The 11,381-nt window shown below is 66.1% G+C and carries 12 protein-coding genes and 2 pseudogenes; 11 read left to right on the top strand and 3 right to left on the bottom strand.

Going from position 1 to position 11,381, the window contains the following annotated elements; genetic code table 11:
• The 3 genes from VGV06_15425 to VGV06_15415 all read left to right on the top strand — a co-directional run.
• Positions 1-561 (top strand): glycosyltransferase (locus VGV06_15425; GenBank protein HEV2056536.1); only part of this gene is annotated, 561 nt, incomplete at its 5' end.
• 112 nt (positions 562-673) lie between these two features.
• On the top strand, positions 674-1,228 hold the full coding sequence (locus tag VGV06_15420; protein ID HEV2056535.1) for a DinB family protein: 555 nt from the start codon (positions 674-676) through the stop codon (positions 1,226-1,228).
• Positions 1,229-1,457: 229 nt separating this feature from the next.
• The gene (locus VGV06_15415; GenBank protein HEV2056534.1) at positions 1,458-1,940 is read left to right on the top strand and encodes a transposase zinc-binding domain-containing protein; all 483 of its coding nucleotides are present in this window, start codon (positions 1,458-1,460) and stop codon (positions 1,938-1,940) included.
• On the opposite strand, the pseudogene VGV06_15410 reads toward VGV06_15415, so the two are convergent.
• Positions 1,933-2,085: pseudogene (locus tag VGV06_15410) on the bottom strand (BON domain-containing protein). The gene VGV06_15415 and the pseudogene VGV06_15410 overlap by 8 nt on opposite strands.
• Positions 2,086-2,408: 323 nt before the next feature.
• Here VGV06_15410 and VGV06_15405 point away from each other — a divergent pair.
• From VGV06_15405 to VGV06_15380, 6 genes are all read left to right on the top strand, one after another.
• On the top strand, positions 2,409-2,891 hold the full coding sequence (locus VGV06_15405; protein HEV2056533.1) for a hypothetical protein: 483 nt from the start codon (positions 2,409-2,411) through the stop codon (positions 2,889-2,891).
• 684 nt (positions 2,892-3,575) lie between these two features.
• Entirely contained in the window at positions 3,576-4,193 is a 618-nt protein-coding gene (locus VGV06_15400; GenBank protein HEV2056532.1) for a hypothetical protein, read from the top strand.
• A 21-nt stretch (positions 4,194-4,214) separates the two neighbouring features.
• The gene (locus tag VGV06_15395) at positions 4,215-4,469 is read left to right on the top strand and encodes a hypothetical protein (protein HEV2056531.1); all 255 of its coding nucleotides are present in this window, start codon (positions 4,215-4,217) and stop codon (positions 4,467-4,469) included.
• Positions 4,470-4,538: 69 nt separating this feature from the next.
• Entirely contained in the window at positions 4,539-6,308 is a 1,770-nt protein-coding gene (locus VGV06_15390; protein ID HEV2056530.1) for an AI-2E family transporter, read from the top strand.
• A 539-nt stretch (positions 6,309-6,847) separates the two neighbouring features.
• Positions 6,848-7,081 carry a helix-hairpin-helix domain-containing protein gene (locus VGV06_15385; GenBank protein HEV2056529.1) on the top strand — a complete coding sequence of 78 codons (234 nt, stop codon included), beginning with the start codon at positions 6,848-6,850 and terminating at the stop codon, positions 7,079-7,081.
• A 31-nt stretch (positions 7,082-7,112) separates the two neighbouring features.
• On the top strand, positions 7,113-7,574 hold the full coding sequence (locus VGV06_15380) for a hypothetical protein (GenBank protein HEV2056528.1): 462 nt from the start codon (positions 7,113-7,115) through the stop codon (positions 7,572-7,574).
• Positions 7,575-7,819: 245 nt separating this feature from the next.
• On the opposite strand, the gene VGV06_15375 is transcribed toward VGV06_15380, so the two are convergent.
• Together VGV06_15375 and VGV06_15370 are read right to left on the bottom strand one after the other, a co-directional pair.
• The gene (locus VGV06_15375; protein ID HEV2056527.1) at positions 7,820-8,215 is read right to left on the bottom strand and encodes a hypothetical protein; all 396 of its coding nucleotides are present in this window, start codon (positions 8,213-8,215) and stop codon (positions 7,820-7,822) included.
• Positions 8,216-8,263: 48 nt separating this feature from the next.
• Positions 8,264-9,199: pseudogene (locus tag VGV06_15370) on the bottom strand (NAD(P)/FAD-dependent oxidoreductase).
• A gap of 193 nt (positions 9,200-9,392) precedes the next feature.
• On the opposite strand from VGV06_15370, the gene VGV06_15365 reads away from it, so the two are divergent.
• Complete coding sequence (locus VGV06_15365) at positions 9,393-10,985, top strand: B12-binding domain-containing radical SAM protein (GenBank protein HEV2056526.1); 1,593 nt, start codon at positions 9,393-9,395, stop codon at positions 10,983-10,985.
• A 59-nt stretch (positions 10,986-11,044) separates the two neighbouring features.
• Positions 11,045-11,381: hypothetical protein (locus VGV06_15360; GenBank protein HEV2056525.1), on the top strand; the 337-nt coding region annotated here is incomplete at its 3' end.

Here is an 11,381-nt window from a genome sequence, read left to right as displayed (position 1 = left end):
GAGGTGCGCCGCGAGCTCGGCCTGCGGGAGGAAGTCGTCGTTTTCCACTCCTCCAATCTCCGCCCGGGGAAGCGCATCGATCTCTTGCTGGAGACCGTCGCCCGCGTCCGCCCGCGGGACGACTTCAGGCTCCTCATCCTCGCAGGGGAACCGTTCGCGCCGTTCGCCGAACACGTGCGGCGGCTCGGCCTGGCTAACCGCGTGATCGTCCGCGAGAAGGTCAACGATATCGAGGACTACCTTCAGGTCGCCGACGTCGGGCTGTTCACCTCTGAAACGGAGAGTTTTTGTCTGAGCATCCTCGAAGCCATGTGTTTCGGCTGCCCGAGCGTCTCGACCCGCGTTGGTGGGATCCCAGAGGTGATCGAAGACAATCGGAGCGGCCTGCTGGTTCCGTTCGGCGACGTCGCCGCACTTGCCAGCGCGCTCGAGGGCTTGATCCACGACAAGACACACCGGGGCGCCCTCGGCCGGGCCGCGCAGGCTCGCGCGCGTGAACGGTTCTCCGCCGAGATCATCGTGCCGCGCTACGAAGCACTCTACCGACGGCTGTGTCGCTGACGGCTCACGCGGCCCTTGACGACGGCCCTGGCGCAGGTGCAGGATCACTGGGTCGGACGGCGTGGTGGAGACTGCAGTTAATGTTTCTGGATGAATCGATGGGGAGGCGAACATGAAAAACGTCATCTACGCGTGCCTGTTGTTCTGCGGCGCCATGGCGACCGTCGCGGCCGCTGCGCCTTCAGTCTTTGCGCAAGGCACGTCGCCGAGCGTGGTCAAGGAGCTCGTGGCGACCTGGCAGCGGGCCACGGCCGACATCATCGACGTCGCCGAAGCGATGCCCGAGGAGAAGTATGCGTACAAGCCAACGCCGGAGATCTCGACATTTCGCGATCAGTTGGTGCATGTGACCGGCATAACGCAACGCTTCATCGACAGCGCAAAGGGGACCAAGAGCGAGTCAGGGCAGCCGCACAAGGCCATGACGAAGGCGGAAGTCATCACTCTGCTGAAGCAAACGCTTCAGACAGGACAGGAGATGCTTGGCTCGCTGACCGATGCCCAGCTGCTCGAGCAAGTAAAATTTCCTTTCGGTGACCGCATGGTGACCCGCTTCACGTTCTGGCTGGGGCCGCTCTATCAGTTTCGCAATCACCACGGACAGCTCGTCGTTTATCTCCGCCTGAACGGCATCGTTCCCCCGACCACCGCCCGACGGCCTGCGTAGGCCTGTGCCAGATCCCGAAGGCTCCGTGGGAGTCAATTCACCAGTGCGTCCGACGGGGACGGATCGGGTCAGAGGCGACGGAACGAGCCACGCCATCCAGTGACGCGCGTCGCTCGCGCCGGGCGTGATGTCATCACGCCGGGGCCGGACCCCGAGTCGGGGGGTGTGATCCCGTCGTCTCTGAGGGGAGAGAGAGTTCCCACCGCCCATGAACGGGCCGCAGGGCGCGATGGCGCTCATCCGCAAACATCTGGAGCCCTTCCTGCGGGAAGCCTCCGACCGGGGCGACGGACACGGCCTGCCCCGCTTCGTCGAGCAGGAGTTCCGCGAGTTCCTCACGTGCGGAGTCCTGGCCCATGGCTTCGCGCGGCTTCGGTGCGCCGACTGGACCTTCGAGCGCCTCGTGCCCTTCTCCTGCAAGCGACGCGGCATCTGTCCGAGCTGTGGGGGGCGACGGAAGGCCGAGCGCGCCGCCTCTCTGGTCGACGAGATGCTGCCACAGGTACCGGTGCGCCAGTGTGTTTTGACGCTGCCGTATCGCCTGCGCTACCCCCCAGGGGCGGCCCCCAGGGCCGCCGTGTCCGAGAACGGGCTTTATGTGGAGTTGACGGGTTTCGTGGACACTGTTCCCCTATGGGGGGAGGACTGCCGTTCCCGAAGTTTAGGCTCTTCAGAGCTTCAGCGAGTGACGGCTCGACCTGCCCTCACTTGATCCGCATGTCATTCTTGACGGACTTCACGCCCGCGATCGCGCCGGCGACTTGGACCGCCTTGTCGATGTCCGCCTGAGATCTGACGAGGCCGCTCAACTGGACCATGCCCTTGAACGTTTCGACGTTGATCTCGTCGACGCGTAAGTAACATAAAGCATCTTCTCCGACACGGCGGCCCTGGGGGCCGTCTCACAGCCTCCGGCGCTTCCCGGCAGTCGATGAGCTTCCGAGGGCGATCGGGATGGACCAAGGTCCAATAGGCAGACGGAATCGGGCCGACTAAAGTGAGGCTGTGACGGCGCCTGCGCGTTCCTGAGTGAGCCTCCAGCAAGCCGGCGCGCGCCTACCGCACGGCGCCTCTCGAGGGGGCTCTGGACTCACGAGAAGGGCAGCTGGCCGCTTCGCGGGGGTCCGCGGGGACGTCGATCACCACAACGAGGACGCCGCGTTACGGCGAGGAGATGATCATGGGTCGAGAGAGGATACTGTACGAGGGAATTCTGGTCGGGCTCGCGGGCGCTGCTGCGGTCGCCCTCTGGTTCTTCCTGTATGACCTAGCCGCCGGCACGCCGTTCCGAACCCCGGCTTTACTCGGCGCGGTGCTCTTCGAGGGTCTGCGAGATACCGCCACGCTGACGATCGCGCCGGCCATCGTCCTGAAGTACACGGCAGTCCACGGGCTGATCTTTCTCGTCTTCGGGGTGGCGGCCGCGGGCCTGTTCGCTCTCGCCGAGCGTGACCGGCACGTGCTGATCGGCGTGTTCATGCTCTTCTGCTGCTTCGAAGTGGCCGTGTTCCTGGCGATGATGGTCCTGGGTTCGTGGCTGTTCAACACGCTCCGCCCATGGGCGATCCTCGGTGGGAACCTCGTCGCTGCGCTGGTGATGCTGGGCATTCTCTTCCGCGATCATCATTTCTCCCTCCATGAGGCGTTGACGTCCGGCGAGTGACCTGGGAAGAGGTGCAACCGGCGGCGGCGCGCCAAGAAGTCAGATAACTGACGCCCCATGACCCCTGAGATGCTCCCGGATCCGGCCCGTCATGGACCTCCGGGCGCGGAGCCGGGCCCGTGGCCGGTCCGGTTCTTCGCTGGAAATCGTTCCCCCGGTGCGCGGCCTGACCGTGGCTTACAGGTTAACCCAGTAGGCTGTGGGCACTGTGCAGCAGGGCCCCCGCCTATTGGACCAAGGTCCACTTGGGGAGCGGGATTCAGCCCGCTAGAGTGAAGGCAATTAAGTGATCGGTTCGGATGAGGAGTTTCTGTCGCTTCCTCTTCTGTGATCGATCCCCGAAGCGGAGCGACGTCAGGGGATCGGACGAGTCGGTCGCAGGGCGAGCAGCTCAGTCCGTACGCGAGCCCCTCGCTCGCTCGCACTCTTCGCCCAGCCGGATTTCGGCCGGCGACTTCGGCGCTCGGGCCCCGGTGTGCCGCGAGGCCAACGACGGCTGCCTCGCGCTCAACCGGCGGGTGGAGGTCGTCGCCGTCAGGCCATGATGCCGCCGTAAGTACACGCGGTTGCCATACAATGGTGAGGAGCCCCCGCAATGAGTAACTGGATCGCAGCTGAGTTGCATGGTGAACTCGTGTCCGACCGAGCGTCGGATCGGTCGAGAGTCGTACTGAGGAATAGTTGATGCCCGGATTGCGTATCGTCGGACTCCTCTTCTTCCTCCTGGCGGCGGGTTGCGTCAGGGTAGAGAGCGTGCCGCCGCGCGAGCCGGCAGTGACCGGCGTGACGCAAGGCGAGGCCGTTGGGGTCGAGCCGGTGGTCCAGCCGGCCACGCCATCCACAACGCGTCCCACAGACGAGAGCGTCGCCACGACCGACTCGCCGGACGCTAAGACCCCTTCAGTCGCTAAGACCCCCTTAAAGGTTCCCGCTTCCCCCGCAACCACGGAGCAGCCTCGGAAGAAGGAGAGCGCCGCTCCAGGCCCGGGGAAGCAGGAGACGTCGCCACCCCTGGACCTGGCATCCCTGGAGCAGCGACTCCGAGACACCAAGGCCATCGGCCTGTTCTCCAAGATCTCGCTCAAAAATCAAGTCGATGACCTGCTGACTCAATTTCGGGCGTTCCACCAGGGGCGGACCGGAGGGGTCCTGACCGAGCTTCGGGAACGGTACAATCTTCTTCTCCTCAAGGTGTTGTCTCTCCTGCAGGACAGTGACCCAGTGCTGGCTCAAGCCATCGCGGCGTCGCGCGAAGCGATCTGGGGCGTCCTTGCGGATCCGGCCAAGTTTGCAACGCTCTAACCTGACGGGAGGAGAAGCGCTGTGAGAAAACGTGTAAAGGGCTGGGCCCTCAGCGTTGTGATGACGATGCTCTCCGCCGGGCCGTCGTTCGCCGCGGATGACGCATCGGTCCTCAAGGATCTGACGGCCGTGATCGCGCTCCAGGCATTGCCATGTGGTCAGGTCGTCAGTGTCGTGCGGCAAGGTGAGAACGACTACATTGCGTCATGCCAGGACGGGAACCGCTACCGGGTGTTTGTAAACTCCGAGGGGCGGGTCGTCGCGCTGAAGCAATAGGATGCCCCCCGGCAGCGATTCGGCTTGCTCTCCGTGTGGCCCTTCACATCTGCTCTTGGGGAAACGGACATGAATAAGGGTTGGGGAATCATTGCGCTCGTCGTAGCGGCCTTGTATTGGCTGCAGGGCGTGCTGATCCCGCTGGCGCTGGCCGTCCTGCTGACGTTCCTCCTGAGTCCCGTCGTGGACACCCTCCAGCGGCGAGGGCTGGGTCGGGTCCCGGCGGTCCTCGTAACTGTCCTCCTCGTCCTCTCGATCCTGGGCGGGATTGGCTGGACGCTCACTCGCCAGATGGTGACGCTCGCGGACGAGCTGCCGCGGTACAGCCTGAACATCCGCCACAGAATCGCGGACCTTCGCGGGGCCAGCAAGGGCGGCTCCATGGAGAAGGTTCAGAAGACTGTGGAGGACGTCGTCAGCGAGATCCAGAAGACGGACAAGCCGGGCGTGACGAGTCAAAAGCCGATCGCCGTCGCCCTGGAGTCCCCGTCCATTCTCGCCCACCTGCCAAGCCTCCTCCAAGCGTTGACGAGCGCGGTGGTCGTGGCCGTGCTCATGGTCTTCATGCTGCTCGAGCGCCGGGAGCTCCGGGATCGGGTGATTTTGCTGATCGGCTATCGGCGGGTGACGGCAACGACCAGAGCCCTGGACGAAGCCGGGGCGCGCATCAGCCAGTACCTGCTCATGCAATCCATCGTCAACGGTAGTTTCGGCGTGGCCGTGGGACTCGGCCTATTCCTGATCGGGGTTCCCTATGCCGTCACCTGGGGGACCTTGGCGGCGGCCCTTCGGTTCATCCCGTACGTGGGGACATACAGCGCGGCGCTCCTGCCGCTCGCCCTCAGCCTGGCGGTCTTCCCAGGGTGGCTCCAACCGGCGCTGGTCGTCGGTCTGTTCCTCACGATACAGCTCGTCACGAACATGGTGATCGAGCCGTGGTTGTACGGTCAAAGCGCCGGGGTATCGCGGGTCGCGCTCCTGGTAGCGGTGACCTTCTGGACCTGGCTCTGGGGACCGGTGGGCCTGCTGCTGGCGACGCCCCTGACGGTCTGCCTCCTCGTGCTCGGCAGGCACCTGCCCGCCCTGGGGTTCCTCGTCGTGCTCATGGGAGACCGGCCGGTCATCGAGGCCAAGGCGCGCTATTACCAGCGACTGCTCGCGCGCGACCAGGACGAGGCGGCCGACATCGTCGAGGCCTACGTGAGCGCGGACGGACGGGAGTCGGTCTACGACGCGGTGCTCCTGCCCGCGCTCTACTATGCCAAGCAGGACCGTGATCGCGGTCTGTTGACGGAGGGTGACGCGCAGTTCGTGGGACAGGCCACCCGGGAGATCCTCGACGTGCTCGCCCACGACGCTCCCGCCCCCTCAGAGAGGGACCCCGGGGACCTGTCCGTGAGTGACTCCGGCGCCGACACCCGGGTCAGGATCGTCGGGTGTCCCGCTCGCGATGAGGCGGATGCCCTGGCGCTCGAGATGGTGCGACATCTGCTGGACCCCGCGCGGTACCGGATCGAGATGATCGGCGCCTCGATGCTCACGGCCGAAGTGGTCGCCTGGGTCGCCCTGCACCACCCCGCGCTCCTCTGCATCGGGGCCGTGGCTCCGGGCGGCTTGAGCCAGGCGCGGCATCTCTGTAAGCGCCTACGTTCGCAATGTCCAGAGCTCAAGATCGTGGTCGGTCGCTGGGGTCTCCACGACGAAAAGGATGCCGATCGCCGGCACCTGCTCGCGGCCGGGGCCGATCACGTCGAGACGACCGTGCTCGATACGCAACGGACGCTGACCCAGCTGGGGCTTACGCTCGAGAGTGCCCACGCCGCGTCCCCGGCATCGTGAAGCACAGGGATAGGGGATTCGGAATGGCCGACACACATAGTCGCACACACAGTTTCGTTCGTCAGCATTCGTTGAGCATCGCCCCGGCCGGTATCCTCATCGTGTGGATTTGTCTGTACAGTGTCTCCAGCTCCAGCACCCATCTTGGTTCATTCTTTGGCAATGCAATCGCCGACTGGTCGGGCGTCGTGGTCATGGTATTTGCGACCAAGTATTTGTACGAAAGAGTCCCGTCCTGCAGCGACTGCGCGACCACTCTCTTAGCCTTTTTCTCATCGTCACGGGAATCGGTTGGATTGCGCTCTATACGTCGATGAACTCTGAGGCCAAATGGGGGCAGGTCGTCGGAAACATCGTGTCAGAATGGACGCAGATTTTCGGTCTCGTCCTATTGACGAAACGGCTGATCGAGCGACACTCTAAGGAGAGCGCCCGGTGAATCAACCGCCCGGAGCCCTCGGTCTATCGCTGCCCTTCGTGGCCGTGCAACCGCCGCCGGGGGCGTTTGTGTTTCTCACTTCGCAGCCACGGAGGCGCGTATGCCAACCCGAGTGAGAGTCAATCTGGCCAACGCACAAGAGTTGCTCGAGCTTCCCGGACTCAGCCCCGCCGAGGTAGAGCTCATCATGAGGTTTCGTGCCGAGCATGGTCCCATCGGAGATGCCGATCAGCTGGCGCGCATCCTGAGCGGTCACCCCATCCACGACATGCTCAAGGAGCGCGCCGATTTTTCCCCGTCCGACAGCACCGCGCCCGAGGCTCCGGGTGCCTAGCGGCGCGCGAGAGCATGTGTGCGGTGAGACCGTGAAACGATTCGTGCTCGCGGCGCTGCTCGCGTTGGCAGTGACGGAACCCGTGCATGCTCAAGTAGGTGTCAACATCGGGATTCAGCTCCCGGGCCCGCCGACACTCATGGTCATCCCCGGAGCCGCCGTCTACTACGCTCCTCGCGCTCCCGAGAACATCTTCTTCTATGCTCATCAGTACTGGCTCTTCGCCGGAGGTGGATGGTACGTCGGGCATACCTGGAACGGCCCGTGGGCGGGGGTCGCGCCTGCGCACGTCCCGATGCCCCTTCTCCGCGTGCCCGTCCGCTACTACCGCGTGCCCCCTCCACATTGGAAGGGGGGCCGTCGTGACGCGCCGCCGCAGTGGGAGGCTCATTACGGGCGTGAGTGGCACGAGGAAGCCCACGAGCGGGCATGGCGGGAGCGTGAGGAGCCCTGGGACCGTGGCAAGCACGAAGGCCGAGGGCGGGGGCATTGACCGGCGACGTGGGCAAGATGGAGTCGCCGGAGGCTATCTCGAGCGGGTCACCTGCTTCTGCGGCGCCGCGTCCGAGCGGTGGGTCGAACGCGAGACGGAGGCCCTTCCACCCACCCGCCTCGGCCCGGGAGATCAACGTCGAGGAGGCCGCGAGAGCCGGCTAAGAACTCCCGCTGCTTGCGCCAGGCCCGGTGGTCGTCACCGGCCTTGTGGATGAGGCCGAGCGTGCGGACGCGCTTACGGCCTCACGGGCGCTCCGGCACCTCACAGATCTCGTGGTGGTCGTGGGCGGCGATCGTGATGAAGCGTTCCGTCTGACTCGGATGGACGGAGAGCTGGGCCGCGAGCGCATCCGCCGTCATGCCGCTGCGGATCGCCATCGCCGCCATCTGGATGAGCTCGGCGCCCGCATAGTTCACCATCTGGACACCGAGCAGCCGCTCGTCGATGGCGTCGAACACCAGCTTGAGATACCCGTCGTCCTCGCCGGTGGCGCGGCCGTTCGACGCCCCCCGCATGTCGTGGGTCGCGACGTGGCACCGGACGCCGCTGGCCTCCACCTCCCGGTGGGTCAGACCAACCTTGGCGACCTCCGGTGTCGTGAAGATCGCCTGGGGCACGATCCGTTCGTCGGTGGTCATCCGGTCGCCTTCGAGCGCGTTGTGAGCGGCGAGACGACCCTCGTACGCGGCCACGGGCGTGAGCTGCCTGTTGCCGGCGGCGTCCCCCGCGGCGTAGATGTGCGCCACGGACGTCCGCAGATAGGGACTGACCTTGAGACCGAGGTGGCCCATCTCGAGACCGAGGCGTTCGGCTCCGAGCGGGACGGGGCTCCACCGGCGTCCGATGGCCAGGCACGCCTGGTCCGCCGTCAGCGCGCGCGGCTCGCCGTGATGCGTGAAGTGCGTGGTCACGGCGCCCCGTGTTCCGGACAAGCCCGTGAGCGTCGCGCCGAGATGAAACGTGATGCCTCGGCTCTCGAGAATCTTCCTGACATAGCCGGCGACGTCCGGGTCGAAGGCGGGAAGAATTTCGCTCTCCTGCCCGATGACCGTGACGTCAGCGCCGAAATCGCTGAACGCGGCGGCCATCTCGAGACCGATGGCCCCCGCGCCGACGATGACGAGACGCGGCGGAAAGACGGGAAGGAACAGGATCTCGTCCGACGTGATCGCGGCATCGATACCCGGTACCGCAGGCATGACGGGCGCGGATCCCGCGCCGATGATGATCTTCTCGCCCCACAGGGCCGAGCCGTTCACGGCGATCGTGTGCGGATCGCTGAACCTGGCCTCGCCCAGCACGACCTCGGCACCGGCGTGCGCCAGCGACGCCGGGAGCGGTTGAAACTCCTTGACGATGTCATGCTGCCGGCGGACGACCGCCGGCCAGTCCAGCTCGACGGCGCCGGCAATCGTGCCGAACCGCGCCGCGTCCTTCGCGAGCCGGTGAATCCGCGCTGACCTTACCAAGGTCTTTTTCGGAATTCACCCCCGGTTGACGCACGTGCCGCCGAGCGGCCCTCGGTCGATGAGCACGACCCGGGCCTCGAGTGTGACGGCAGTTTTCAGCGCATTGATGCCGGCGGCCCCGCCGCCGATGATGACCAGGTCGTAGCGCTCCAAGGCGATCCCTCCTCATTGTGCCCCGTGTGTTCAAGGAGACACGCTGAGTCTAGGCGACGTCATCGGGGAGCTGCCTAGTGGACCTTGGTCCAATACGATCGGGGCAACTCCGAAGTGGGCGAGGAAGGCGTTCCTTGATCGGTTGAAGGCCATGGTACACTTTTGTCCAAGCGGCCGAGGCCGGCCATCACGCATGCGAACCCCCTATAGCCCGACAACGGCCCGCAATATCCTCTGCGTCTTCCCGCAGTACACGCCGTCGTTCGGGACCTTCCACCACGCCTACGCGCTCCTGGGCGGCGTCCGCGCCTTCATGCCGCCGCAGGGGCTGCTGCTCATCGCCGCCTATCTGCCCAAGTCCTGGCGCGTGCGCTTCGTGGACGAGAACGCGCAGGCGGCGACGCCCGAAGACTTTCGCTGGGCCGACGCGGTGCTCGTGTCGGGCATGCACGTCCAGCGCCCCCACATCGAAGACATCATGCGCCGTGCGCATGCCTGCGGCCGGCCCGTGGCCGTGGGCGGCCCGTCCGTCTCCGGCTGCCCGGAGATGTACCCCGAGGCGGATTTCCTCCACGTGGGGGAGATGGGGGACGCGACGGACGAGCTGATCGAGAGGCTCGACGGCCTCGAGGGCCGGCCCGAGCGCCAGGTCGTCCTGACCACGGGCGAGCGCCTCCCCCTCGCCGCGTTCCCGATGCCCGCCTATGAGCTGATCTCGATCCCGGAGTACTTTCTGGCGAGCGTCCAGTTCTCGAGCGGCTGCCCCTACACCTGCGAGTTCTGCGACATCCCCGCGCTCTACGGGAGGAACCCGCGACTCAAGACGCCCGAGCAGGTGGTGGCCGAGCTGGACCGGCTGCGCGAGGGCGGGGCCCAGTCAGTCTACTTCGTGGACGACAACTTCATCGCCAACCCCAAGGCGGCGCTGGACTTGCTCCCGCACCTCGTCGCCTGGCAGCAGCGCCACCGCTACCCGCTCCGGATCGCCTGCGAGGCCACGCTCAACATCGCCAAGAACGAAGCCCTCCTCGGGCTCATGCGCGAGGCCGGTTTCGTCACGATCTTCTGCGGCATCGAAACGCCCGAACCGGGGGCGCTCGAGGCGATGTCCAAGCAGCAGAACCTGCGCATGCCCATCCTCGACGCGGTCGAGACAATCAACCGTTACGGCATGGAGGTCGTCTCGGGCATCATCATCGGACTCGACACTGACACGCGCGAGACGGCGGACCGGATCATCGAGTTCATCCACGCGTCGCGGATCCCCATCCTCACGATCAACGTGCTCTACGCCCTGCCGAAGACGCCGCTCTGGACGCGACTCGAGCGCGCGGACCGGCTCGTGCCCGGCGAGGGCCGGGAGTCCAACGTGGACTTCCTCCTGCCGTACGACACCGTGCTCGACATGTGGCGGCGCTGCATCGAGGCGGCCTTCGAGCCCACGTTCCTCTACGCGCGCTACGCGCACCAGCAGGCCCATACCTTCCCCCATCGCCTCGCCTATCCCGTGGACCCGCGCCGGCTCGCTCCGCACAATATCCGGCGGGGGCTCGGCATCTTCGCGCGGCTCTTCTGGCGCCTGGGCGTCCGCGGCGACTACCGCCGCGCCTTCTGGGCGATGGCGGCGCGGATGCTCGGCACCGGGCGCTTCGAGCAGTTCATCCACAGCGTCATCGTGAGCCATCACCTCATCGAGTTCGCGCGGCAGTGCCTGGCCGGCATGCCGGAACCGTCATTCTACGCGCCGGCCAGATCGCTGCCGACCGTCCTCCACGCCGACACGTAGTGTTCGCCGCTTGGGGCCGCTTTGTCCACCGACACCGATGGCCCGTCCTTGCGCTCTCCGTGCTGTCGCTGGCCCCCTCCGTCTGGCAGATCGTCCGGGGCGCGACGTTCGACAACAACCCGCTGCCGAGGTTCACGGAGTCGGGACGCGCCATCGCCCTCATCGAGCGGGAGCTGCCGAAGAAGCCCCCGTCGTTCGGGCTCATCCTCGGCAGCGCGTCCCTTCGCGCCGAGGACCCAGCCTTCCGCGACGCCGTCGCGCGGGCCCTCGCGCCCCTCCGCAACGATGCGCGCGTGGCCCGCGTGGTAACGCCGTTCGACGGCGCGGGGCCGGACCGCCAGCACGTCTCCCGCGACGGCCGCCGCATCCTGGCGACGGTGGAGCTCACGAGCGGGC

Source organism: Candidatus Methylomirabilota bacterium (genome assembly GCA_035936835.1).
In the GTDB taxonomy this organism is placed as follows: domain Bacteria; phylum Methylomirabilota; class Methylomirabilia; order Rokubacteriales; family CSP1-6; genus AR37.
Note: the sequence above shows the minus strand (reverse complement) of the source record. Positions and strands in the feature narration are given on the sequence as shown.

What these genes read in the sequence shown, in the direction of transcription:
- VGV06_15420 (HEV2056535.1), top strand. Translation starts at nt 674, where the DNA reads ATGAAAAACGTCATCTACGCGTGCCTGTTGTTCTGCGGCGCCATGGCG.
- VGV06_15415 (HEV2056534.1), top strand. Translation starts at nt 1,458, where the DNA reads ATGGCGCTCATCCGCAAACATCTGGAGCCCTTCCTGCGGGAAGCCTCC.
- VGV06_15405 (HEV2056533.1), top strand. Translation starts at nt 2,409, where the DNA reads ATGGGTCGAGAGAGGATACTGTACGAGGGAATTCTGGTCGGGCTCGCG.
- VGV06_15400 (HEV2056532.1), top strand. Translation starts at nt 3,576, where the DNA reads ATGCCCGGATTGCGTATCGTCGGACTCCTCTTCTTCCTCCTGGCGGCG.
- VGV06_15390 (HEV2056530.1), top strand. Translation starts at nt 4,539, where the DNA reads ATGAATAAGGGTTGGGGAATCATTGCGCTCGTCGTAGCGGCCTTGTAT.
- VGV06_15385 (HEV2056529.1), top strand. Translation starts at nt 6,848, where the DNA reads ATGCCAACCCGAGTGAGAGTCAATCTGGCCAACGCACAAGAGTTGCTC.
- VGV06_15375 (HEV2056527.1), bottom strand. Translation starts at nt 8,215, where the DNA reads ATGACCACCGACGAACGGATCGTGCCCCAGGCGATCTTCACGACACCG.
- VGV06_15365 (HEV2056526.1), top strand. Translation starts at nt 9,393, where the DNA reads ATGCGAACCCCCTATAGCCCGACAACGGCCCGCAATATCCTCTGCGTC.